The following is a 24,479-nucleotide window of genomic DNA, read 5'->3' on the forward strand; positions in this document are numbered from 1 at the left end:
ATAACAGTTTGTATAGGTAATATTCATTTACAAATTCCCCATTCACTCTTAACGATTGAACCCTCTCGCCTTCTAATACGAACCCCATCTTCCTATATAAGTTGAACGCCTTATCGTTCCCTTTCATGACCGTAAGTCCTAATCTCAAAATTCCAACTTCCTTTGCCCACTCAAACGCTTTGTTGAATAGTTTCGTGGCAATGCCCTGTCCTTGATAGTCTTCAAGAACTCCCAAAACAACATTGGCAGAATGTCGATTTCGTTTTACATCGCCTCCTATGACAGCAAGGAACCCGACAAGCTTGTTTTCCGTTTCAGCAACAAAGATCATTTTATTCGGCTCAGACAACATTCTTTCAATCGATTTACTTTGTTGCTCAACCGTTGTTTGCCGTTCGCCAGGCTCAAATAACATAAAACCAGATTCATCAATTTTTTTGCACAACTCCAAGAAATGTTCCGCATCGCTCACTTCAATAGACCTTATGATCATTTTTCCCTTCTCCCTTTGCATAAACTCCGCATAAGATTTGGATGTGACCAGCTTTATGCCGTCGCCGTACGGTGAAACACCTTCGCAAACTGCGTATACCGCTCCACTTGGCGGCGGTCGACGTCATAGCCGATGCCGGGAGCCTCCGGCACGCGGATCAAGCCGTCTTGCACCTCGACTTCCGGTGTGATAATATCCCGCTCCCAATAATGGGATGACGCGGCGGTGTCGCCGGGAAGGGTGAAGTTTTCCAACGTCGTGATCGCGATGTTGTGGGCGCGCCCGACGCCTGCCTCCAGCATCCCCCCGCACCAGACCGGCGCACCGCGCTCAGCGCAAAGATCGTGGATGCGCTTCGCCTCGCCAAGCCCGCCAACGCGCCCGATTTTGATGTTGATGATGCGGCAGCTGCCAAGGTCAAGCGCCTTGCGCGCATCGTCATAGGAACGAATGCTTTCATCAAGGCAAATCGGCGTCTGAAGAAGCGGCTGCAGCCGGGCGTGATCCACAAGATCGTCAGCGGCGAGCGGCTGCTCGATCATCATCAGCCCGAATTCATCGAGCGCTTTCAGCCGATCCGCATCGGCAAGCGTATACGCTGAATTGGCATCGGCCATAAGCGGCACGTCAGGAAACGCGCGCCGCACGTCGCGGATGACATCAACGTCCCATCCCGGCTTGATTTTCACCTTGATCCGCCGGTACCCTTGCGCCACATACCGTTCCATCACCTGAAGCAGATCGGCAACCGTCGGCTGGATGCCGATGCTGACGCCGACTTCAATGTCCTTTTTCGTTCCTCCGAGAGCTTGAGAAAGCGGAACGCCGAGCCGCTTGGCGTACAAATCCCATACCGCCCCCTCAAGCGCCGCTTTCGCCATGTTGTTTTGGCGGATGGCGGCAAAGCGCTTTGACAGCTCCTCCGGGTGGTGGATCGGCTCAGCCAACGCAAGCGGCACAAGGAAATCCTCGAGCATATGCCAGTTCGTTTTCACCGTTTCCTCGCTGTACCACGGGGCGGAAAATGCGACCGATTCACCCCAGCCGGAAACGCCGTCGCGATCGACAACTTCCACTAAAATCAACTCTTTCCTTTGAAACGTGCCGAAGCTCGTCGTAAACGGCGCCTTCAACTCCATTTGCAAATGGCGCAATATGACGTACTCGATGTTGATCGTCATTCTTCTTCCCCTTTCTGCTGCCATCGTTCACTCCGCCGCTTCCATATGTAATAAAGCACTCCTTCCTCCAGGCAGCGCCAAGCGCCGGCGGCAATCCATCCTTCCGCAAGCAGCCGCTGAAACAAGGCGCGCGTCGCCAGCCGCCACTCAAGCGCCAGCGCGAAATCCTGCTCTTTCAGCTGCGGAAAGTCAAGCGGGATGGCTGTCAACAGCAACGGCGCCGCTGTTCCATCGATGTCTCTCGGCACCGGCTGCAACAGACCGTCAGCCCTTTGCCCTGCCTCGAGCACCGTCAACCTTCTGGCCTTGAGAAGATCTGCTTCAACCAAATTCCGTTCCCCAGTCACTCGCTCATCAAGCCGCCATTCGACGATGAAGCGGTCAGACGGCAGTTGACCGTTCAACGCGTCATTCATTTCGCCGTAGCAGTTTTCCACATACTCGACGCCAACAGCCCCAAGCTTCGCCAAGTTCAAATAGCCGTTGCGGCTTTGCAGCGGGTCATACGTCCAGCGGATGACTCGGTAGCCGCGCCGCCGCGCTTCTTCCGCCTGTTTCATTTTCAAGCGATAGCCGAGGCCACGATCACGAAACGATTCAGCAATCCCCATCATATGGGAACAAAGATACACTTCCCCATTTCGAACCCCAGGAAAGCTGTAGACAAAGCCGACAAGCTTCCCGTCCGCATACGCCCCGATGATAATGCCCCCGTTTTTCGCCGCCGTCAGCGTTTGATGGAGCGGAACCGGCGCCGTTTTCCAAATCTCCTCCTCAAGCCTGGCCATCTCTTTCAACTGTTCGATCGTCTCAATGATTTGCAGCGACAGAGGCACGCTCGTTCTCCCCCTGCGGCGCAAACGTCGCAAACGTGTTCATCACAACCCGCGCCAAAATTTCCACGCCGGAAAGCAAATCATCGCGCCGGAACGTCATGTTCGGATGATGGAGCCCTGGACGCAAGTCGCAGCCCAATCCGAGCATCGTTGTTTTCAGCTCCGGTTTTTTAAAGGAATAAAAATGGAAATCCTCTCCTCCCGACGTCACGACCGGCGGAACGCATTTTTCCGTCCCCAAGGCCGCGATAATCGCCTCCTCCATCAGCCGCACCGCATCTGAATCAGGATCAGCGGCGACGATGCGCGTCCGTTCCACCAGTTCAATCTCCGCCCCATAAATGGCAGCGACCCCGTTGATCACATGACGCAGCCCTTCAACGAGCCGCTCCATCGCCTCGTTCGTTTGCGCCCGCAAATCAAGGGAGAATTCCGCGTAGTCCGGGATCGTGTTCGCATCTTTTTCACCGGCGTGAAACTTTGTCATTTTGATCGACGCCGGCACTTGTGGATCGATATGAATTTTGCCGAGCTCCTGCACGATGGCGCTGCCGACTTCAATGACATTGACGCCTAAATGCGGCCGCGCCGCATGCGCCGCCACGCCGCGAATCCGCCCTTCGATGCATTGCGCCGCTCCGTGAATGATCGCCGGAGACGCATAACCGCCTTTTACCTCTTGAATTGGGCGCAAATGAACGCCGTACAAAAACGTTAGGCCATCAGCCGCTCCTTTTTCGATCATCTTCAGCGCCCCCGTGCCTTTTTCCTCAGCCGGCTGGAACAAAAACCGCAGCGTCCCCGGCGGCTCATAGCCGATGCGGCGAAGCAGCTTCGCCACCCCGAGCACGATCGTCATGTGGGCATCATGCCCGCACGCATGGTTCGGCTGCCAAACGCCGTTCACTTCTTGCCAAAGAGCGTCCATATCGCTGCGCACCCCAACCGTAAACGGCCCGGCGCCGATTTCCGCCACCACACCCGGGCAATCGGCAAACGTCCGCACCCGATATCCTTCGCGCTCCAACTCTCGGCGGAGAAATTCAGTCGTTTGCCACTCTTCCCAGCTGATTTCTGGATGGCGGTGAAGGTGATCGAAAACCTCCCATAGCTCCGCTTTCATCTGCTCGATAATGTCTTTCATTCCGCTCTCCCCCGCTGTTTCAAAATCGATAGAAAAAACATCGTTATATTCATTATAATATTCAGACAAACAAATACAACGATAGGCAAATGATTGGAAAAAACAGACACGTGCCATTACGGGCGGCGCTTTACCAGCTGGTTGACGACCTCAGAAAAAATGAGCCCCATCGCAATCGCCCCGGAAATCATGAACGCTTTTGCCGCCAACGGAATCGCTGCATTGTAGTCGTTCATGACGACATGACGCATCGCTTCAAATGCCGTCCCACCTGGAACGAGCGGGAGAATGCCAGGAACAATAAAAATGGTTGCCGGCGCCCGATAGCGCCGAGCAAACGCATTGCTTAAAAAGGCGACGAAAAACGCGGCTATAAACGTCGCAATCACACTGTCTACGCTCGAACGTACAGCAAACGTATAGGCCGCCCATCCGCTCATCCCGACAAATCCGCTATGCGGCAACAGCCGCGGCGGAACATTAAAAATCATGCCAAACAACGTTGACGCCACAAAGCTAAGCAGCAACTGCATAACAATCATGACCTGTGCTCCCTATCATCGAATAGATAAAACAAAGGCGATGCCAGTGCCGATCGCAAACGCCGTCAAAAACGCCTCGGCCCCGCGCGACAATCCGGCGATGAGATGGCCGGCCATTAAGTCACGCACCGCGTTCGTAATGGCCAGCCCCGGCACGAGCGGCAACACCGAGCCGATGATCATGTTCCCGACGTCCCCGCCAAATCCGGCCTGCACCATTAACAATACGAGCCCCCCGGCGACAAAAGAAGCAAAAAATTCCGCGAAAAACCGGATTTTCACAAACCGATGCACCATCTCAAAACACCAAAATGCCACCCCTCCGGAAAAAAGCGATGGGAAAAAGTGAACCATCCCTCCAATCAATGACGCAAAACAAGCACTCGCTAACGCTGCGGCGGCGGTTTGCTGCCAAAGAGGGTAACCCATCGGGGCGCGCCCGATATCCTCGAGCTCCTTTCGCGCCTTTTCAAGCGTCAATTCACCGCGGCTGATGCGCCGGGAAATATCGTTCACGACCGCCACTTTCGCTAAATCAGTCGAACGCTCGGAAATGCGGATCAATCTGGTTGAGTCTGTCCCTTCAACAGAAAAAATAATGGCCGTTGGTGTGACATAACCATGGGAGCGCGGCATGCCAAACGAAGCAGCGATGCGCGTCATTGTATCTTCCACCCGATACGTCTCTCCGCCGCTTTCAAGCATCAATTTTCCCGCTAATAAACAAACCTCAACAATATCATCCACCCGCTCCGTCATAACCGGTTTGCTCCTTTCGTTTTCGCTCGGCATGGCATTGGCCATCCCGTTTTCCCCTGCCGGGCGCTCATCGCAAAAACAAACTCCCACCAAACAAATTGGCAGGAGCCGCCTCGGATATCGTCTTTGTCAAACTTGTTTCCATTATAGCAAACAAGCGGTTGACTGCCAAACCGTGAAGGAACTCTCACCGTTTCCCTTTCTTTCCTATTTTTCTGTTTCTTTCGCCTGATTTTTCGCTCCCACAGTCGAAAAATAGCGCACCGGCGGAAGACGAGACAGCGGTTCAACAAAATGAACAAACGAACACCAGCACAAAAATAGAAACGAACTCGTCCCCCACGCAAGCGATCAAGATAGAAACAAAAGGGAATATGTACCATAAAACTGCTGCCAGCGCCAAAGCAAACGGTCAAAAACACCAAGCGGCGGTTGCTGTGAACAAACAAACAGAGTCTCGTGTCTCGGTTTCCCATTCACAACAACTGAAGCAGGCAGCTGCACCGCAAGTGAAAGCCGACCATCCGGCAGGCCAAGGGAAACAGAACAAGCAAGAAAACAATAGAAAATGAGTTCCGAATGACATACTCCCGCCACCTGCGTATTATGAGTTCTTCATTTAAGATGAGAAAGGGGCTGACCCAAAAGGCTGTCTGACTTCAAGATAGACACGAAATATAGTGCGGAAGAAGCGGTCAATGCCGTATATAGAGAGACGAAAGGGGGTGTCCTGATCCTTTTGGGACACCCTCTTGGCGTTTGGCCATGTGCAACGCCGCTCCCTTTTCCCTGTTTCTTCAGTTGCCCGTTTTGCTTTCGACCGCTTCTCTCCTTTACGCTCACGTCGAATGATGGCGGTTCTCCCGCTCCGAGATGATTTTCGAAATACGGACAAACCCCAACATACAGAGAATCGTGATCCCCCAACCAATGCCTTCGCGAATGACAATCGCACGGTCAAACGCTTCGACGTCGTAGCGAACGATCAAGTACGCCTTAATCGCCGCCAACAGCCCGTCGCGCAAAGCAAAACCAACAGTGATCCATTGAAAAAGTGAAAAGACATCACGTTCCAAAAACCGTCTTTTCATGACCGAGCGCGGAGCCCCCTGCATTTCCACAAAATCAAGAGAAAAATAAAGCAACAACGGGCGCTTGACAACGACCGTCACCAAAAAAAAAGACAGACAAAACAATCGAGTACCAGACGTCATTCCATAACATCTGCAACGCAGAGCCAGCGAATATGTTCAACAGCGTACTAACGGCCAGATTAACAATCAAAAACGTGCCGAACCATTGCACTTTGCGAATACGCCAATAGCGATAAACGGTATAAACCGCTCCCGGCACGGTACAAATCAACATCGCCCCGTACTCCCCGACCGGGCTGCGCAATGCATGCCAGAGCATGATCGGAAACACCACATAGAATACGACATCAAACATGACCATCCGCTTCCCCACCACTTGTCTCCTCACTCCCCCTTTCTCTTTTCACATACGCCCTCATCATCCACCGAGTTCCGCGCCAATGACTCGCATCCTTTTAGCCTCAATCCAAGCCGACACCTCTCCCACCCCCGCTTCCTCTCCATCAGCGTGAACGGGGACAGGAGCGGCAGGGCGAATGTGCACGTTCCGCCCGGCAAACACGGAAACTTCTTTCATTCGCACATGCCCGCCCCAAAATACGGATGAACCTCCCCCACTTACGCCTGTAGGCGTCGAAGTGGGGGTTTCTTGTCGAAAACCAACCAAGAAGAAGCGAAACAACGTTTCTTGGTGTCCGCAACGCGCAACACCATCTTCTTGATTAGTTTTAGACAGGGAACTCAATCCCTAGTGGTCATAACGGCAGATATCTCCCGACATCTTGCCTCCCACCGTAAGCAACTATGGTGCGAACGGATTTCTCCTCCCATAGGGGCGGTCCGACCCATCTACTACTTCTCACTTACGTGATCCGTAGATACGTTGGCGGTTGAATGGAAATCGGGATCATTTTCCCGTATAAATATTTTGTTAAGATATTGCTTGCGCCGTGAATGTCGCGATGCTGCTCGTAACCGCAAGCACAACGATAATTGCGATTTTTCACTTTGTTTCGTTTTCCACAAACAGGGCATGTTTGTGACGTGTAAGATTCATCCACCTTTTCAATGGTAATGCCTTTGGCTTCTAATTTGTATTTCAAATAGTCATAGAGTTTGCCAAAACTCCAGTTGGACAATTTCTGATTCGTATTTTTATTTCGTTTCTTTTTGGTATTGCGCTGTACTCCTTCGACATCACCAACAACGACATGTTTGATTTGTTGCTCCAAACACCAGTCCACAAATTCTTTCGTCGTTTTATGCAAACAGTCTTTCAGTTGTGCTTCGCTTTTCGATAAAATATATTGCTTCGCACGGTTATATGTTTTCCATTTCCTTGATCCTTTTTTGCAGCGGGACATCAGTTTTTGCAGTTCTGCCAATTTTTTATTTCTCAATCGATGAATGGAACGCATTTTTCTTCCGGTGATGATGATGCTGCTTCCGTTTTCACTGACGGCACTGATGGCGTGAATCTCTCCTTGGTCAACAGCGGCGATGTTGGTTCCAGTAGAAGAAGATGCTTGTTTTCCGTCCTCATAAGACAAACAAAACTTGAGTCCTCGGTCATAGACGAGTTCGACTTCTTTGACTTCCCCTTCCGGAACATGGTGGAGTTTTATTTTTAATTTAGGAAGGCGCTTTCCATCCGGTCCTTTCGTGTTGCCGAGACTTAAGTAAAGGGTGTTTTTTTCTATCGAAAAAGCTTGATCGACCCATTTTGGGTTGAAGGTTTTCTTCATTTTGTAAGGGAAACGGATGTTTTTATCACTTTTTCTTGCTTCTTTGGCAGAATCCCTTGCTTGCAAAAATTTATGAGCGACGGCTTGGATGGTTTGACTGTGAATAGGGTATTTGCCTTTTAGCTCTTTTTGTAATTCGGTTTGGGTGATCCAATGATTCCCTAAACGATAATAATAACGGGCTAATTGCACACAATCATTCCAAATCACCCCACAAATCCGTCGGATGTGGAATAATTTCTCTATAGTTTCTTTGTTCGCAGAAAAGCTTGTTTTTACGGTTCGGTACATATTTTCACCTCCTTACTTACTAATATAAAGTATTTATTTTCGAAAATATATATTCTTTTTCATTGATTTACCCATTTTTTTCTTTTTTTTGATCAAAAGTAAAAAAAAGAACGCCGTGTATCCCCCACCTACGCTTCGCTTAGAGGTGGGGGACTTACGGCGTATGGGTTGTTAAAAACAGCGCAAGAATTTTCCAACGAGGCATCGGCCCTACGACCGTCACATGAAGCAAGCCGTCATCACCCCGGGCGGACGGGGCGATGCGCATACCTCCGCCGTAGTACGGATGATTGGACACAGTCGCCATCCAAGCTTGCTGAAATGAATAGTTTCGCCCGTCAATGCAAATGTCAAGATCGACGGGTCGATAGCGGAATAGCTCTATCACTAAATAAAGCACGTAAATAAGCGAGCCAAGCCCAAAACGATTGAACCGCCCTTTCCATGCCGAACGGTTGGCCATGCGGGCGATATGGGCGTCAAAACCGCAGCCGACGCTGTTGGCAAACGCGCCGTCGGGCACGGCGCTGCTGGCAAAACGGCCGAGATCGAAAGACAAAACCCTGCCTAGCCGAACGTCACTCAACAGCCGTTGGAGCGCCTGTTTCGATGTTCGGGCAAGCCGGAAGCCGCGGACAAAGTCGTTTCCCGTTCCGGCCGGAATGCAGCCAATCGCAACGTGCGGAAACGAACCCGCTCCGTTCACCACTTCATGCACGGTCCCGTCGCCCCCGACCGCCGCGATCACCGTCGGCTCAGCGCTTTCCTCGCCAATTCGTCGGGCGATTTCCTTTCCTTCCCCCTTTCGGGTCGTCCAATATGCCTGGTAGGCGATTCCTTCCCGATCGAGCAGCGGTTGCAGCTGCTTCCAAATCGACACGGACCGGCCGTTTTTGGCGGCTGGATTGATCATGAAATAAAGGTTCATCCTCTCCCCCCATTCATAATCCCTTTTCTTACCTATTGGCGGTTTGTTTCATTTTTCCTCTCGGCGAAATAAGAAAAATCCGAACCCGCAAACCGGATTCGGATCCTCCGTCATTCCTCGCCAATAATTTTGACTTCTAATTCCAGATCGACCCCGAATTTTTCTTTCACTGTTTTGCGCACCATGTCGATCGTCGCGATGTAATCGGCAGCCGTCGCATTGTTTTTGTTAATAATGAATCCTGCATGCTTCGTCGACACTTCCGCACCGCCGAATCCTTTTCCCTGAAGGCCGCTGTCTTGAATGAGCTTGCCGGCGAAATAGCCCGGCGGCCGCTTAAACACGCTGCCGACCGACGGATACTCAAGCGGCTGTTTCGATTCGCGCTGAAATGTTAAATCATCCATTTTCGCCTTGATTTGTGCATAGTCGCCCGGCTGCAGGGAAAAGACGACTTCAAGCACAATATCATGCGTCCGGCTGATGATGCTTGTTCGATAACCGAGCTCCAGTTCCTCGTTTGTCAATGTTTTCAACTCGCCGGCGAGCGTCGCCACCTTGACATGGTCAAGCACATCTTTCACTTCCCCGCCGTACGCTCCGGCGTTCATCATAATCGCCCCGCCGACCGACCCCGGAATGCCGCAGGCGAACTCCAACCCGGTGAGATGTTGTTCGAGCGCGAACCGCGACACCGCTTTAATATCCGCCCCGCTTTGGGCGATCACGTTGTTTCCTTCACGCCAAATGCGGTTGAGATGCTTCAGCTGCATGACAATGCCGCGCAGCCCGCCGTCGCGGATGATGACGTTCGAACCGTTGCCGAGAAGGGTAAACGGCAGGCCGTACTCCTCTTTCAGCCGCAGCACCTCGATGACTTGCTCGTACGTTTCCGGCCAAACGAGAAAATCAGCCTTGCCGCCGATCCGCACCAATGTATGGTTTTTCATCGGCTCATCGCGCAGGACGTTTCTTTCCCCACAAATCTCTACGAGTCTTTGATAAATATGTTCCGCACGTTTCATCGTTCTGTCTCACCTTCTTCGCTCATTCCATGCCGCTTGGCGGCATTCATTCCACATCGTTTCCATTATCGCCGGAATCGCGCCGCATATCAAGTGGGCAATGTTCCTTATTCTGTTTTATTCCGGACCAGGAGAAAAGGTGACATTCGAAGTGACATTGAACAGGCGAAACAGCTCGGCAGCCCGATCGACTTTTCCGCCGCCGCCAACGCCGCCCAGCAGTGCACGCTGCTCGAGGACGATTTGATTTTCAATGGTTCAACTGAATTTGGTTTGTCATTCAAATCGAACAAAAAGGGAAAACGTTCACCGTGCAGCCAGCCCCCGGCGTTTCGCTTCTTGACGCCGCCCTAGGACAAGGTGTTCTGCTCGATCACAAATGCAAAAAAGGAACGTGCGGCCGTTGCATGGTCACCGTTCTGGCCGGCGCTCACCTTCTCGCTCCGAAAACGCGGCGCGAGCGCGAAAAAACGGATCAACCAGCCAAACGGCTTGCCTGCCAAGCACAAATCCAATAAGCCGAGCGCTATTTTAGCACGATCGGCTTATTTTTTCCCATGCAACCGCTCCCACCTACTTTCTCTCATTGCCTGACTCTTTACGCCATGGTATGATGGTGAGAAATACAAAAAACGGAGGGGATGCCTATGAGAACGGTCACCTTAACCGACGTCTTTGCCCATCCGATTGCGCAAAAATATTTAAAACGATCCGGCCTCGCCCACGCCATCACCGCGGCGTACCATGCCTACCACCTTGCCCTCCGCCACGGAGTGAACGTCGACTTGGCGACAAAAGCGGCACTGCTTCATGATATCGGCCATTACACATGGTACAAAAACGGCCGTTGGGACTACGAACAATACCGGCAAAACGACATCCATGCCATCAAAGGGGCCGAGCGCGCCCATAAGCTGCTGATCCGCCTTGGCGAACATCCGCAAAACGCTAAGGAAATTGCCCTGGCGATTTTGCTTCATACCGATTCCTACCTTCCAGAAGGAGAATGGAAACGAACGCCGCTTCAAGCCATCGTCAAATGGGCCGACGAAGCCGACGAGGAGCCCGGCGGCCGCCACCATTATCGAACGATCAGCGACGACTTAGCGTGGAAAAAAATCCGCCAGCTCGACGAACTCGTCAGCCGTCAGCACGGAAAAGAGCGGCTCGGGGATATTGTTTGACCGCTTGCCTTGATGTCGCCATTCCCCTTGAACAGACGCGAAACATCGCCACGAACAATGTATGCTCTGAACGGAAACAGCTCACCCTTTCATCAGGTGGGCTGCTCGCGCGCCAGCGACACAGAACGATACACACCATCGAATGCCCTCTTATATCCTCATCGTCCACTCACGCTTTAAGACTGCTTGGCACCATCTGTCCCGCCAAAACGCCCGCTGCCGTTCTTCCTAAAAAACGGAAAGCCTTGGAGCACCGTCGCAACGCACCGTTTTCCTGCACTTACCGCTCTCTTCTTCGTAAATGTTCAATTTAACATCTTTCCGAAAGAAGTCTCCCACTTCGAAGCGAAGTGAAAGTGGGAGATGAATGTCGGTTGGCGTCAGCCAACGAATAGGATAGAATATGGCTAGAACGGACACCTTCGGAACGAAGGGAAGCGTAAAGGGTTCTTGTGTGTGGCTTACCGTTCGGCGAACACACACAAGTCGCTCGAAGCCCCCATCTCTAAGCGAAGCGTAGGTGGTGGGTAGTTCACAAGGACGTTTTTTCTCATTATACCAAGGTAAGGCGCCCAAGCCTACCGTCCGACAACAAGCCGCAACATCTCTTTTCCTTTTCTCTTCCCCATTGTATAATGCAGCGAGAATCCCTCCGTTAATCATGTTTTCCGGTAAAAAACCGCGTTGGACGATGCCCCAACGCGGTTTTCCTTACAGCTCATCAAACCCATTATCCACTTGCACTTTCGTATATTGGCGCGGTTTTTGCTCGAAGAAGTCTGATTTGCCGAGGTCGACTTCTTCATACGCTTTAATCCAGCGGAGCGGGTTCGTCCGATAGCCGTCAAACGGGCGGTCAAAACCGAGCTGATGAGCGCGGACGTTGGCGTAAAACTTAATGTACGCTTCCAAATCAGCCAAGTCGATGCCATCGATGTCATTCCCGATGATTTCCCCGGCCCATTCGATTTCCAGCTCAGCCGCTTTCGTAAACGTTTCACGGACAAAATCGGAAAGCTCCGGCGTCCGATACTCCGGGTATTCGTTCAACACTTCTTTGAAAATTTTCGCAAACAAATCAACATGAATGTGCTCGTCGCGGTTGATGTAATTGATCATCGTGCTCGTCGCCACCATTTTTTGCTGGCGCGCGAGGTTGTAGAAAAAGGCGAACCCCGAGTAGAAAAACAATCCTTCTAAAATAACGTCAAAGACGATCGACCGCAGCAAGTTCTCCACATTCGGCTCTTCGGCAAACGCCTTGTAGCCGTTCGTCACAAAATCGTTCCGCTTGCGCAGCGTCGGTTCGTTTCGCCAAAAGTCGAACACTTCATCTTGCTTTGCTTTCGGCACAAGGCTCGAGAGCACGTACGAATACGAATGGTTGTGAATGACTTCCTGCTGGGCAAGCATGATCATCAAGGCATTGATGCTTGGATCGGTAATGTAATCCGCCACACGTCCCGCGTAATCGGTTTGAATGCTGTCAAGCAGCGCCAACAGGCCGATGATTTTCAAAAACGCCTCCTGTTCGCGGGCGGTCAGCTGCGGAAACTGCTTCACATCTTGGGCCATATTGATTTCAAACGGCGTCCAAAAATTGGCGAGCATTCGCTTATATTTCGCATATGCCCATGGGTAGGCGATATCGTCCCAGTTCAACACATTCGAGCAGCGGCCGTTGATAATGCCCGTCGAACGGTTCGGCGCCTCTGGATCCATAATCGGCCGTTTGACTAAGCTGATTGTCATGATCCATTCCTCCCTTTCAGCTAAGCTTCGGCGTGAATCTTTCCCCGGAATCGGCAACGTCCGGGGGAAGACCGTCAGCTCGCGCAAGAATCGCACTCGTCGATCGTCCCCGATGTCGAACGCACGTAATACGTCGTTTTCAGCCCCGACTTCCACGCCGTCAAATGCAAATCGAGCAGCTCTTTTGCCTTAATCGTGTTCACGACGTAGAAGTTAAAGGAGATGGCTTGGTCGATATGGCGCTGGCGGGCGGCGTTTTGCTTGATGCTCCAGCGCTGGTCGATATGGTACGCCGATTTGTAATACCATGTCGTCTGTTCGTTTAAATCCGGCACCGTAACGGGAATCTTATAATCTTTCTTTTCCTCGGCGTACACTTTTAAGAAAATCGGGTCAATGCTCGCTGTACTGCCGGCGATGATCGACGTCGAGGCGTTCGGCGCCACCGCCATCACATAGCCGTTTCGCATCCCATAGCGGGCCACGTCTTGCTTCAGCCGATCCCAATCCAATTCACCGTGGCTTTCGTAGCCGCGCCGCTCAAAATAAGCGCCTGTCTGCCAATCCGATCCTGGAAACGCCGGGTAGCTCCCTTTCTCTTTGGCGAGCTCCATGCTCGCTTGAATCGCCAAATACGCGATCGTTTCATACAGCTCGTCGGCATAGCGGACCGCTTCGTCCGACTCCCAGCGAATGCCTTTTAACGCCAACAAATGATGCCAGCCAAAGGTTCCAAGCCCGACAGCGCGGTATTTTTCGTTCGTCAGGCCGGCTTGCAGCACAGGGATATTGTTTAAATCAATGACATTATCGAGCATCCGCATTTGAATCGGGATCAGCCGCGCCAAAACGCCGTCGGTCACCGCCCGCGCCAAGTTGATCGACGATAAGTTGCAGACGACAAAATCGCCTGGGATTTTCTCAATGATGATCGTCCCGTCTTTCACATATTGCCGCTTCGTCACTGTCGGGCTTTGGTTTTGCGCGATTTCCGTGCAAAGGTTGCTGCAGTAGATCATCCCGAGATGGCGGTTCGGGTTTTGCCGGTTCACTTCATCGCGGTAAAACATAAACGGCGTCCCCGACTCGAGCTGGCTGCGCATAATGCTTTTCATCACGTCGATCGCCGGCACTTTTTCTTTCGACAGCCTTGGTTCGTTGACGCATCGCCAATATTTCTCGCGGAAACTCCCGCGCCCTTTTTCCTCATCATAAAAATCTTCCAAGCTAAACCCCATCACCTTCCGCACTTCATGCGGATCAAACAAGTACCAGTCGCCGCGCTGTTCGACTTGCTCCATGAACAAGTCCGGAATGCACACGCCGGTGAACAAATCATGCGTCCGCAGCCGTTCGTCGCCGTTGTTGAGCCGCGCATCGAGAAACGCAAAAATGTCTTTATGCCATACATCCAAATAGACGGAAATGGCCCCTTTGCGCTGCCCCAGCTGATCGACGCTCACCGCTGTATTGTTCAACTGCTTCATCCACGGGATGACGCCGGAGGAAACCCCTTTGAACCCTTTGATGTCGCTGCCGCGCGAACGGATTTTGCCTAAATAGACGCCGATGCCGCCGCCCGATTTCGACAAGTTGGCGATGTCGGTGTTGCTGTCATAAATTCCTTGCAAGCTGTCATCGACCGTATCGACAAAGCAGCTTGAGAGCTGGCCGTACGACTTCCCAGCGTTGGCAAGCGTCGGCGTCGCCACGGTCATGTATAAGTTGCTTAACGCCCAATACGCTTCCTTCACGAGCGCAAGCCGCTGCTTTTGCGGTTCATTCGCCATGAGCGTCATGGCAATGACCAAAAACCGCTCCTGCGGCAATTCATACAACCGCCGCTCATAATCGCGCGCCAAATACCGGTCCGCGAGCGTGCGCAGCCCAATGTACGTAAACAGCTTGTCCTTCTCCGGATCAAGAAACGCACCGATGGCGTCGACTTCTTCTTTCGTATAACGTTCAAGCAAGAACGGACTGTACACCCCTTGTTCCGTCAGCGCAACAAGCAGCGAGTAGAAATCGCCATACCGCTCGCGTTCATCGTACCCGCGCTGCCGCGCCGCTTCACGGTACAATTGCCGCAAATACAGCCGGGCGCACACAAACGTCCAGTCCGGCTCCTCTTCATCAATGTAAGAAAGTCCTTCCAAAATAGCCGTTTGGTGCAGCTGTTCTACCGTGACGGACTCCTTTCGGCTAAGAAGCTGCCAAACACGCTCGACGTATTCATCAAGCGACAGACGGCCGAATCCAGCGGCGGCTTGCCCAATCAGCGACGCAAACTCTTCACGTGAAAACGAAACCGGCTTCCCTTGGTCATCGAGGATGATCGTTTTCGTCAATACGGTCATTCGTTTCCCCACTCCTTCAATAAAAAATCCGCTCGGGCAGGCGAGCGGATGAAACGACAGACGGAAAAAAGGCATACGAAACCCTTTTTCTTTTCCCCTATCGTTTCATCTTCTCACACCCCGAAGAACATGAAACGTTCCAAGCAAGGCAGGTCTCCTGACTCGTGCATCGTCCTACTTTGGGGCCTTCCCAGCGGCGCGCCGAACGGCTCTTGCCGCCAGTGGCCATCCCATTTCGTCCGCACATACAGTTGCGGGGGCAGTTCCGGATTCACACCGGATTCCCTATTAAGTCCTGATGGACACCATTGCTTGGCAGAACGATATGTAGTTGTACAACAAGACTTCAAAACCAATATATAGTATTTAGCATCCTGATGGAACAAGCATATACCAAAACCGGGAAAATTGCAAGAGCGGGAGAAAGCAAATTTTCTCTTTCGCTTCGCCAAAGGCAAGGAAACTGTCCGCACCATCGAAAAAGGCGTTCTAGGTGTCGCCCTTAGAACGCCCTGTCGTTTCCCTGCTACGCCTCCAAAACAGACGCTGGCCGCTCCTCGCTTTGTGCGGATGAAGCAAAATCGTACTTCTTTTCCACATACACTTGATGCCAAACCATAAACGCCAACACCGTCCACAGCTTGCGGCTGTGGTCCGCCTTGTGGCGGGCATGTTCATCCAGCAGCCGATGGAGCACATCCTTATGGAACAGATGATCGGTTTCGCTTTCGTGGATGAGCTGTCTCGCCCAGTCATACATTTCGTTTTTCAGCCAGTGGCGAATCGGCACGGGGAACCCTAATTTTTTCCGGTTTAACACATGATCCGGCACGATGCCTTCGGCGGCTTTACGTAAAATATATTTCGTCGTACCGTTGGCTATCTTCATATCAGGGGCGATTTGCCTAGCAACCTCAAATACCTTTTTGTCTAAAAAGGGAACGCGCAGCTCAAGCGAATGGGCCATCGTCATTTTGTCCGCTTTGACTAAAATATCGCCCCTTAGCCATGTATGAAGATCAATATACTGCATCCGGTTGACGGGCGGGTCATGAAGCGTTTCGCGGTAAAACGGAGCCGTCACCGCCGTATATTCGCACCCTCCTCGGTACGTTTTGAGCAGCGCCGCTTTTTCCTTTTCGCTATAGATTTTGGCATTGCCGACATACCGCTCTTCAAGCGGCGTCGTGCCGCGCTCCAAAAAGCTTTTTCCTTTCATCCCGTCCGGAAGCAGCTTCGCGATCATCCGCAACACCGCTTTTACGATGTTTGGCATACGCACAAACAGCCGCAGCGACTCTGGTTCGCGGTAAATGTTGTAACCGCCGAACAGCTCGTCCGCCCCTTCGCCAGAAAGCACAACCGTGACATGCTTTCTCGCCTCACGAGCGACAAAATAAAGCGGCACCGCCGCAGGATCGGCAAGCGGATCGTCCATATGCCACATAATTTTCGGTAGCTCTTCCATATACTCCTGCGGTGAGATGACATAGCTAATGTTGTCTACCCCAAGCTTCTCTGCGGTTTCTTTTGCGACATCAATTTCGCTGAACCCTTCCCGCTCAAATCCGACGGAAAAGGTCTTCAGGTGCGGATGGAATTGTTTCGCGATGGCGACGATGAACGATGAATCAATGCCTCCCGACAAAAACGCACCGACCGGCACATCGCTGCGCATATGGACGCTGACCGAATCAAACAGCGCATCGCGGATTTGCTTGACAAGCTCCTCTTCCGATTGGCGAATGGGGTCGAAGGATGCCTTCCAATAACGATGAATCGTGAGCGGTTTTCCGACTTGTTTCTTGAGATAATGCCCCGGCTCCAGCTTGTAAATGCCGGCCGACATCGTCAGCGGCTCAGGGACATATTGGAATGTTAAATAATGCTGCAGGGAATCGCCGTTTAGCGACTCCTGTCCCAGAGCGAGCAAGATGCTTTTCTTTTCCGAAGCGAAAAACGTGCGGTCTCCTTGCTCCGCATAAAAAAACGGCTTAATGCCGAACGGATCGCGCGCCGCAAACACCGTTTTCTCTTGCTTGTCCCAAATGACAAACGCAAACATCCCGCGCAGTTTTTCGACCGCTTTTTCTTTTTCGGCGCTGTAAAGGGCGACAATCACCTCAGTATCCGAATGCGTCGCAAACGAATATCCTTTCGCCGCCAGCTCCTCCCGCAATTCAAGATAGTTGTAAATTTCCCCGTTAAAAATGATCCAATATCGATCGTTTTCATAAGACAGCGGCTGATGCCCCGCCTCCAGATCGATGATGCTCAGCCGCCGAAAGCCAAAACTCACGTATTCATCAAAAAAATACCCCTCATCGTCGGGGCCGCGATGGGTAATCAGGCGGTTCATCTCCATCAACGTTGTTTTCCATGTTTGCTCAATCGCTCTCGGGCGATCATGAATACAGCCAATAAAACCGCACATGGCGATGATTGTCCCTCCACTTTGCTAAGAAGAATCCAAAAACAACACCAAAAACCTTTTTGTTTGAAACTAAAATGATTTATACAAAGACACTTTCATTCTATCGTACACAACGTCAAGTTTCAAAAACAATCTGTTTCCATTTTTTCAGGAACACTGCTTGCAAGATTTTCAGTTCCTCATAATATTAACGATAAAGTATGGAGAAAGTGTGAATTTCACCATTTTTGCACATCGATCTGTTACGATAAAAACACACACGTATTACAAAGGAGTTGAGAATGGCTTGTTAGCGTTTATCCTTTTTTTGACTTTTCTCATCGTTTCCCTTTGTTTTGTTCTCTTGAGAAGCCCTCTGAACGGGAGGATGAATCAACGGTCGCTCGGATTGTATATTTCGTGTTTCTTGCTATTGGCCGCCTCATTATCCTATTATGCAAGCTCGGCCCAGATAGGCGATGCCATCAAAGCCTTCATACAGAACAGAAACAGCAGAGAAACCGACCCGTCCCCGAGCAATCAAGCAAAGGAGGCGAATCGATCAGCTGCCGCTTCAAAGAAACAATCGCTAAAGACATCCGTCCTGATTGACGCTCCCCTTTTGTCTCAGCTTCCGGAACTGCCGAGGGGATGCGAAGTAACCAGCTTGGCCATGCTCTTGAATCATGCGGGCATTCGCGTCGATAAGATGACGTTGGCGAAACAAATCAAGAAAAACCCTACTCCCTATCAAGTGCGGAATGGCCAAGTGTTTTACGGACACCCAAATGAAGGGTTTGTCGGCGATATGTATACGTTATCGAAGCCTGGATACGGCGTGTACCATAAGCCGATCAAGCAGTTGGCTGAGCGGTACTTGCCGAACCAAATCGTCGACTTAACAGGGCAATCGTTTGAGAACATCTATACATACTTGGCCAAAGGCACACCGGTTTGGGTGATCACCAACACCACCTTTCGTCCTCTTCCTCCCTCTGCCTTTCGGGAATGGCAAACCCCGCAAGGCCCGATCAAAATCACGTACCGGGAACACGCGGTGCTCATTACGGGATACGATGAGCAGTATATTTATTTCAATGATCCATTGACCGCTGTCAAAAACCAAAAAGCGCCGAAACAAGACTTTATCGACGCTTGGGTTCAAATGGGACGGCAGGCGATTACCTACCACCGTTAGACATTGGTGAATCCGAATCGCTTGCCTTTTTTGAATTTACCGCAACCGTGCCGGGAACGTATTGGTATCATTCCCATCAAAAAAGCGCCGAGCAAGTGGACAAAGGACTGTACGGAACATTAATCGTAGAACCGAAAAATGAAGAAAAAGTCGATCGAGATTACACGCTTGTATTCGATGAATGAAAAGTGCCCCGTCATCACTTCGGGGCACCTTCCGTATGTTATTTCACATCATATCCTTGCTCTTCAATCGCTTCTTTCAGTTTTTCTACGCTGACCTTTGTTTCATCATACTCCACATCAACCGTACCTTCTTGCAAATGCACCTCTACACGGCTGACGCCATCCAACGCTTGAAGGGCATTGGTCACTGCCGCTTTGCAATGTCCGCATGTCATTCCTTGTACTTGTAATGTAATCGTCATCATCCATTCCTCCTTAAATGTTTATAGTTTCACGCGTTTCAAACGAAGCGCGTTGGCGACAACCGACACAGAACTGAATGCCATCGCCGCTCCAGCGATCCATGGCTCCAATAATCCGAAAGCGGCGACCGGAATGCCAATCGTATTATAAAACAACGCCCAGAACAGATTTTGCCGAATGTTTTTCATCGTTTGGCGGCTCAACTCAATGGCTTTCGGGATATGGCGTAAATCGCCGCCGACCAAGGTCACGTCCGCGGTCTCGATGGCGACATCAGCTCCCGTGCCAATCGCCATCCCAATATCCGCTTTGGCCAGAGCTGGAGCGTCGTTAATCCCATCGCCGACCATCGCCACACGTTTTCCTTGCTTTTGCAATTCCTCGACGATGTTCGCTTTGTTTTCCGGGAGCACCTCGGCGTACACATGCTCAATGCCGACTTCATTGGCGATCGCTTCCGCTGTCCGTTGATTGTCCCCTGTTGCCATATAGACATCGATGCCCATTTGTTTTAATGTTTGAATCGCTTCTTTCGAGCTTTCTTTCACCGTATCCGCGACCGCAATGATGCCGGCAAGCTGTCCATCGATGGCAACGAGCATCACTGTTTTCCCTTGTTTTTCAAGCTCTACCATTTTATCTTCATGCACAGAAATCGCTACAGAGCGTTCCTTCATCAATTTTCGCGTCCCAATAAGGATGCTTTTTCCGTCAATGACAGCTTCAATTCCGTGGCCGGTAATGGCGGAGAAGTGCTCCAATGGCTTCAGCGAAATCGCTTGTTTCTTCCCGTATTCAACAATCGCATGAGCCAGCGGATGCTCCGAAGCGCTCTCGGCGGAAACCGCATAATCGAGCATGTCCTCGCGGAAGGCCAGCACATCGGTGACTTCCGGTTTTCCTTTTGTCACCGTTCCTGTTTTATCGAGTAATACGGCATTGATTTGATGCGTTCTCTCTAGGTACTCACCTCCTTTAAAGAGAATTCCCTGTTCTGCCCCTTTGCCGGTGCCGACCATAATCGATGTCGGTGTGGCCAAACCGAGCGCACAAGGGCACGCGATGACAAGAACGGCGATGGCCGCCTCAAGCGCTTTCGCCAAATCACCCGGCGCAGCAAAGAAGTACCAGATTAGAAAGGAAACAACCGCAATTCCGACAACAATCGGTACGAAAATGCCGGAAATGGTATCCGCCATCCGCTGAATCGGGGCTTTCGACCCTTGCGCCTCTTCAACGATTTTAATGATATTGGCCAGCGCGGTATCTTTTCCGACTTTTTCGGCACGAATGGTCAGTACGCCATTCGTATTCATCGTCGCTCCGATCACATAGTCGCCTTCCTTCTTATCAACCGGAATCGATTCACCGGTAATCATCGATTCGTCTACGGAAGAGGCGCCGGAGATGACTGTACCGTCCACCGGGATTTTTTCTCCTGGCTTGACAAGGATCGTATCGCCGATCACCACTTCCTCGAGCGGAACTTTCATTTCTTCCCCATTACGGATGACAGTAGCTTCCTTTGCCTGCAGGCTGACTAGCTTCGAGATCGCTTCGGTTGTTCGCCCTTTCGCAAGAGCCTCAACGTATTTTCCGACAAGCACAAGCGTAATCAAGACGGCGCTTGTTTCAAAATACAACCTTGGCATATATTGAGGATTCCCAAGCGTTCGCAACGCTTCATACAAGCTGTAAACGTACGCGGCCGATGTTCCAAGCGCTACTAGGACGTCCATGTTCGCGCTCTTGTTTCGCAACGCCCGGTACGCCCCGACATAGAAAGGACCGCCGATGTAGAACTGAACCGGTGTAGCGAAAAGAAGCTGGAACCACGGATTCATCAAGAGCTGCGGCATCGGCAAGCCCATATCAAACGGCATATGAGCCAGCATCGTATAAAGCAGCGGCAACGATAAGATGATAGAAATGGCAAGTTGCCGTTGTTTTTGTTTCAACCGCTCTTCTTTCCGGCCAGCATCGTCTTGTTCTTCGTTTCGAATTTGCCCCTTATACCCAAGCTTTTTGATTTTCTCTAAAATGTCTTCGACAGATGTAACACCCTCCTTGTATTCGACCACCGCGCTGTTTGTCGCCAAGTTGACAGCAGCGCTTGTCACACCTTCCATCCGATTTAACCCTTTTTCAATCCGCGTCGCACAGGCCGCACATGTCATTCCTTCAATATCAAGCGTCACTTTTTCCGTCGCAACGCCATACCCCAAATTCTCAATTTTCGTTTCGATATCGGCGATCGTTTGCTTCGATGGATCGTATTGAATCGTGGCTTTTTCCATGGCCAAATTGACATGGGCTTTGACGCCTTCCATCTTATTCAATACTTTCTCAATCCGATTGGCGCACGCGGCGCATGTCATGCCGGTCACCTTCAGCGTCACGGTTTTCGGCTCCCCCATTTCCCGTTTCCCCCCTTACTTCGAAAATTGTTTCATCACATCCATCAATTCGCGAATCGATTCGTCTCCGCTCCCTTCACGGATCGCTTTCGCCACGCAATGGCTCACGTGGCGTTCAAGCAGCTGCAGCCCGACTTGGTTCAACGCCGCTCTGATCGCAGAAATTTGCACTAAAATATCGATGCAATACCGATTGTCCTCCACCATTTTTTGCACCCCGCGCACTTGTCCTTCGATGCGCTTCAAGCGCTTGATGATGCGTTCGATTTCCTGTTCCGTTCGTGGAACCATTTTTTTATCCACATGATGATCTTCATAATGGTTCATCAAACATCACCTCTTTTCATTACATTATACCGGTAATGGGTATAAAACGCAACATAAGCTCCTTAATACAAATCATGCCCACCATCATCAAGCCAATTGTTCAGCTGACTCGGACTCATTGCCTACCGAAAGAAAAAGCGAACGGTGCTCACCGTCCGCTTTGGGCAATCCATTGAACAAACCGTTCGATCACCTGATCCAACAATTGGATCGTTGCTGCGTCCGTCAATTGCCCCGATTCATCGAACTTTTGGTTCACAAAATTAATCAATACCTCGTTCCCGGCAGGCGGCAACACTTTCGCAGCCAGCCCCGGGCTTTGCAAGATTTGGCGCAAATGAAGCTGGGCTCGGATTGTTCCCATCATCCCTGTCGATACTCCGACAATCATCACGGGTTTATTGACCAACACTTTGTCCACACGCGACAGCCAATCTAGCGCGTTTTTCAGCACGCCGGGAACGGACCAATTGTACTCCGGTGTCACGATCAAAACCCCGTCCGCATCCGCCACTTGCCGCTTGAATGCCGCCACGACTTCGGGCGGATCGAGTTCATCGTCTTGATTGTAATGCGGCAGAGCGCCGATATCGGCAATGTCCAATTGGAATTTGTCTTTGTACCGTTCTCGCATAAACTCCGCTAATTTCCGGTTATATGAGTCTTTTCGCAAGCTTCCGACAAGAGCCACAATGTTCATCATTTTCGTCCTCCTTCAAATGGGGTTGATGGTCAATTTCCCCCGCAGCGCAAGGCGAGCGCGCATTCCCTTACTATTTTGCCATTCGATTCCATCAGCTGCCTTTTGCTTCAAATTCCCCTTGCGGTCATTCCCATTATAACTCTTCCCCGTTCGTCGCGATGACGTTTTGATACCAATCAAACGACTTTTTCTTTCTCCGCTCGAGCGTGCCGCTGCCGTCATCGTGTTTATCGACGTAAATCAACCCGTACCGTTTTGAAAACTCGCCGGTCGAGGCGCTCACGAGGTCAATGCAGCCCCATACGAGATAGCCAATCAATTCGACGCCATCGGCGATCGCTTCACGCGCTGCTTCGATATGACGGCGCAAATAGTCAATGCGGTAATCGTCGTGAATCGAGCCGTCTTCTTCCACTTTGTCATGCGCCCCAAGCCCGTTTTCCACAATAAAAAGCGGTACGCGATACCGATCGTACAACCGGTTTAAAATGATGCGCAGCCCTATAGGGTCGATCTCCCAGCCCCAGTCGCTCGCTTTAAGGAACGGGTTTTTCACCCCATCAAATACGCTGCCGGGGATGAGCTCATCATCCATCTTGTCTTTTTTCTGGGTGACGGACATATAGTAGCTTAAACCGATATAGTCGACCGTATGCTTCTTGATCAGTTCCAAATCCCCGTCGCGAATATCGAGTTTCACCCCGCGCTCGTCGAACACGCGTTTCATAAAGGATGGATACTCGCCGCGCACTTGAACGTCGGCGCAAAAGAAATTCAACAGCCGCTCCTCTTCAAGTGCATGCATGACGTTTTCTGGATTGCAGTCGTACGGGTACACGGGGGCGGCGAGAATCATGCAGCCGATTTTTGCGTCCGGAATGATCTCGCGGCACGCCTTCACCGCCAGGCTGCTGGCGACAAATTGATGATGGAACGCTTGAAACAACTCTTGATATTTCGTCTCTTCGCTTTCCGGCACAAACCCCATGCTCATAAGCGGAAAATGGAGCGCGCCGTTAATTTCGTTAAACGTCATCCAATATTTCACTTTCTCCTTGTAACGCTCAAAAATCGCTCTCGCGTAACGTTCAAACAACGCCACGAGCTCTCGGTTGCGCCAGCCGCCGTATTCTTTGGCCAAATGGAGCGGCATTTCATAGTGGGAAATCGTCACCACCGGCTCAATCCCGTACTTATGTAACTCATCGAACACCTGATCATAGAAGGCAAGCCCTTCTTCATTCGGTTCCGATTCCGTACCGTTCGGGAAGATGCGCGTCCAGGCGATCGATAGGCGGAACGCTTTAAACCCCATCTCGGCAAACAAGGCAATGTCCTCTTTATACCGATGGTAAAAGTCGATCGCTTCATGGTTCGGGTATGTATACTTCTCTTTATCAATGGCAAACTTTAGTCCTTTCTCTTTCAGCAGCTGCTGTCGTATTTTCCCTCCCGGAAGCACATCGGCAATGCTTACCCCTTTGTTTCCTTCGCCAAATCCTCCTTCGATCTGGTTGGCCGCCGTCGCTCCTCCCCATAAAAAGCCTTCTGGAAACTTTTTATTCATCGGTTTATTCCTCCTTCTCTATAGGCACATAATAAACAAGAAGAGCACCTCCCCAGTGCTCCCCCTCCTCATTAGTTTACCAAAAATAACTTTGC

General features: G+C 51.1%; 23 protein-coding genes, 2 pseudogenes and 1 riboswitch. Of the genes and pseudogenes, 5 read left to right on the forward strand and 20 right to left on the reverse strand.

What is annotated here, in order from left to right; translation table 11 throughout:
• From GZ1_RS13570 to murB, 12 genes are all read right to left on the reverse strand, one after another.
• Positions 1 to 493 (reverse strand): GNAT family N-acetyltransferase (locus GZ1_RS13570; protein WP_025948416.1); only part of this gene is annotated, 493 nt, incomplete at its 3' end.
• A 53-nt stretch (positions 494 to 546) separates the two neighbouring features.
• Positions 547 to 1,674: an o-succinylbenzoate synthase gene (menC, locus tag GZ1_RS13575; protein ID WP_060788689.1), complete on the reverse strand. Its 1,128-nt coding sequence runs from the start codon at positions 1,672 to 1,674 to the stop codon at positions 547 to 549.
• On the reverse strand, positions 1,671 to 2,510 hold the full coding sequence (locus GZ1_RS13580; RefSeq protein WP_060788690.1) for a GNAT family N-acetyltransferase: 840 nt from the start codon (positions 2,508 to 2,510) through the stop codon (positions 1,671 to 1,673). The genes menC and GZ1_RS13580 overlap by 4 nt, the downstream gene beginning before the upstream one ends.
• Entirely contained in the window at positions 2,485 to 3,654 is a 1,170-nt protein-coding gene (locus tag GZ1_RS13585; protein WP_060788691.1) for a M20 peptidase aminoacylase family protein, read from the reverse strand. Before GZ1_RS13585 ends, GZ1_RS13580 begins: the two co-directional genes overlap by 26 nt.
• 116 nt (positions 3,655 to 3,770) lie before the next feature.
• The gene (locus GZ1_RS13590) at positions 3,771 to 4,196 is read right to left on the reverse strand and encodes a threonine/serine exporter family protein (RefSeq protein ID WP_020754483.1); all 426 of its coding nucleotides are present in this window, start codon (positions 4,194 to 4,196) and stop codon (positions 3,771 to 3,773) included.
• Positions 4,197 to 4,211: 15 nt separating this feature from the next.
• Positions 4,212 to 4,955, reverse strand: coding sequence for a threonine/serine exporter family protein (locus GZ1_RS13595; RefSeq protein ID WP_033005157.1), 744 nt, complete (start codon positions 4,953 to 4,955; stop codon positions 4,212 to 4,214).
• Between the two features lie 839 nt (positions 4,956 to 5,794).
• Positions 5,795 to 6,046, reverse strand: coding sequence for a hypothetical protein (locus GZ1_RS19660; protein WP_223810892.1), 252 nt, complete (start codon positions 6,044 to 6,046; stop codon positions 5,795 to 5,797).
• Positions 6,047 to 6,080: 34 nt separating this feature from the next.
• Entirely contained in the window at positions 6,081 to 6,422 is a 342-nt protein-coding gene (locus tag GZ1_RS19665; protein ID WP_223810891.1) for a VC0807 family protein, read from the reverse strand.
• Between the two features lie 45 nt (positions 6,423 to 6,467).
• Positions 6,468 to 6,794 carry a hypothetical protein gene (locus tag GZ1_RS18995; RefSeq protein ID WP_306304592.1) on the reverse strand — a complete coding sequence of 109 codons (327 nt, stop codon included), beginning with the start codon at positions 6,792 to 6,794 and terminating at the stop codon, positions 6,468 to 6,470.
• A 118-nt stretch (positions 6,795 to 6,912) separates the two neighbouring features.
• A complete protein-coding gene (locus GZ1_RS13610) occupies positions 6,913 to 8,085 on the reverse strand; it encodes an RNA-guided endonuclease InsQ/TnpB family protein (RefSeq protein ID WP_020754490.1) in 1,173 nt (390 codons plus the stop codon).
• Positions 8,086 to 8,239: 154 nt separating this feature from the next.
• On the reverse strand, positions 8,240 to 9,013 hold the full coding sequence (locus GZ1_RS13615) for a diacylglycerol/lipid kinase family protein (RefSeq protein ID WP_020754491.1): 774 nt from the start codon (positions 9,011 to 9,013) through the stop codon (positions 8,240 to 8,242).
• A 110-nt stretch (positions 9,014 to 9,123) separates the two neighbouring features.
• Complete coding sequence (gene murB / locus GZ1_RS13620; RefSeq protein ID WP_015374224.1) at positions 9,124 to 10,038, reverse strand: UDP-N-acetylmuramate dehydrogenase; 915 nt, start codon at positions 10,036 to 10,038, stop codon at positions 9,124 to 9,126.
• A 153-nt stretch (positions 10,039 to 10,191) separates the two neighbouring features.
• On the opposite strand from murB, the pseudogene GZ1_RS19000 reads away from it, so the two are divergent.
• From GZ1_RS19000 to GZ1_RS13630, 3 genes and pseudogenes are all read left to right on the forward strand, one after another.
• Positions 10,192 to 10,341: pseudogene (locus GZ1_RS19000) on the forward strand (encapsulin); the annotation flags it as partial.
• An 8-nt stretch (positions 10,342 to 10,349) separates the two neighbouring features.
• Positions 10,350 to 10,556: a 2Fe-2S iron-sulfur cluster-binding protein gene (locus GZ1_RS19005; protein ID WP_020754493.1), complete on the forward strand. Its 207-nt coding sequence runs from the start codon at positions 10,350 to 10,352 to the stop codon at positions 10,554 to 10,556.
• Positions 10,557 to 10,685: 129 nt separating this feature from the next.
• Positions 10,686 to 11,222 carry an HD domain-containing protein gene (locus tag GZ1_RS13630; protein ID WP_013146000.1) on the forward strand — a complete coding sequence of 179 codons (537 nt, stop codon included), beginning with the start codon at positions 10,686 to 10,688 and terminating at the stop codon, positions 11,220 to 11,222.
• Between the two features lie 711 nt (positions 11,223 to 11,933).
• Here GZ1_RS13630 and GZ1_RS13635 read toward each other — a convergent pair.
• The 3 genes from GZ1_RS13635 to asnB all read right to left on the reverse strand — a co-directional run bounded on the left by GZ1_RS13635 (position 11,934) and on the right by asnB (position 17,765).
• Positions 11,934 to 12,974, reverse strand: a complete 1,041-nt coding sequence (locus GZ1_RS13635) for a ribonucleotide-diphosphate reductase subunit beta (RefSeq protein WP_060788696.1) — start codon at positions 12,972 to 12,974, stop codon at positions 11,934 to 11,936.
• 74 nt (positions 12,975 to 13,048) lie between these two features.
• The gene (locus GZ1_RS13640; protein ID WP_083509315.1) at positions 13,049 to 15,406 is read right to left on the reverse strand and encodes a ribonucleoside-diphosphate reductase subunit alpha; all 2,358 of its coding nucleotides are present in this window, start codon (positions 15,404 to 15,406) and stop codon (positions 13,049 to 13,051) included.
• Positions 15,407 to 15,461: 55 nt separating this feature from the next.
• Positions 15,462 to 15,657, reverse strand: a riboswitch (cobalamin riboswitch).
• A gap of 200 nt (positions 15,658 to 15,857) precedes the next feature.
• Positions 15,858 to 17,765 carry an asparagine synthase (glutamine-hydrolyzing) gene (gene asnB / locus GZ1_RS13645; protein WP_060788692.1) on the reverse strand — a complete coding sequence of 636 codons (1,908 nt, stop codon included), beginning with the start codon at positions 17,763 to 17,765 and terminating at the stop codon, positions 15,858 to 15,860.
• A 286-nt stretch (positions 17,766 to 18,051) separates the two neighbouring features.
• On the opposite strand from asnB, the gene GZ1_RS13650 reads away from it, so the two are divergent.
• On the forward strand, positions 18,052 to 18,942 hold the full coding sequence (locus GZ1_RS13650; protein ID WP_060788693.1) for a C39 family peptidase: 891 nt from the start codon (positions 18,052 to 18,054) through the stop codon (positions 18,940 to 18,942).
• A 29-nt stretch (positions 18,943 to 18,971) separates the two neighbouring features.
• Positions 18,972 to 19,124, forward strand: a pseudogene (locus GZ1_RS18450) (multicopper oxidase domain-containing protein); the annotation flags it as partial.
• Positions 19,125 to 19,165: 41 nt separating this feature from the next.
• Here the strand turns inward: GZ1_RS18450 and copZ are convergent.
• From copZ to GZ1_RS13675, 5 genes are all read right to left on the reverse strand, one after another.
• Positions 19,166 to 19,369 carry a copper chaperone CopZ gene (gene copZ, locus GZ1_RS13655; protein ID WP_011230404.1) on the reverse strand — a complete coding sequence of 68 codons (204 nt, stop codon included), beginning with the start codon at positions 19,367 to 19,369 and terminating at the stop codon, positions 19,166 to 19,168.
• A 21-nt stretch (positions 19,370 to 19,390) separates the two neighbouring features.
• Complete coding sequence (locus GZ1_RS13660; RefSeq protein ID WP_060788694.1) at positions 19,391 to 21,787, reverse strand: heavy metal translocating P-type ATPase; 2,397 nt, start codon at positions 21,785 to 21,787, stop codon at positions 19,391 to 19,393.
• Between the two features lie 15 nt (positions 21,788 to 21,802).
• Positions 21,803 to 22,114, reverse strand: a complete 312-nt coding sequence (locus GZ1_RS13665; RefSeq protein ID WP_013523213.1) for a metal-sensing transcriptional repressor — start codon at positions 22,112 to 22,114, stop codon at positions 21,803 to 21,805.
• A 148-nt stretch (positions 22,115 to 22,262) separates the two neighbouring features.
• Positions 22,263 to 22,814: an NADPH-dependent FMN reductase gene (locus GZ1_RS13670; RefSeq protein WP_033006883.1), complete on the reverse strand. Its 552-nt coding sequence runs from the start codon at positions 22,812 to 22,814 to the stop codon at positions 22,263 to 22,265.
• A 136-nt stretch (positions 22,815 to 22,950) separates the two neighbouring features.
• A complete protein-coding gene (locus GZ1_RS13675) occupies positions 22,951 to 24,384 on the reverse strand; it encodes a glycoside hydrolase family 1 protein (protein ID WP_060788695.1) in 1,434 nt (477 codons plus the stop codon).
• Between the last annotated feature and the right edge of the window lie 95 nt (positions 24,385 to 24,479).

The sequence above is a fragment of the Geobacillus zalihae NBRC 101842 genome, from assembly GCF_001544135.1.
Lineage (GTDB): Bacteria > Bacillota > Bacilli > Bacillales > Anoxybacillaceae > Geobacillus > Geobacillus zalihae.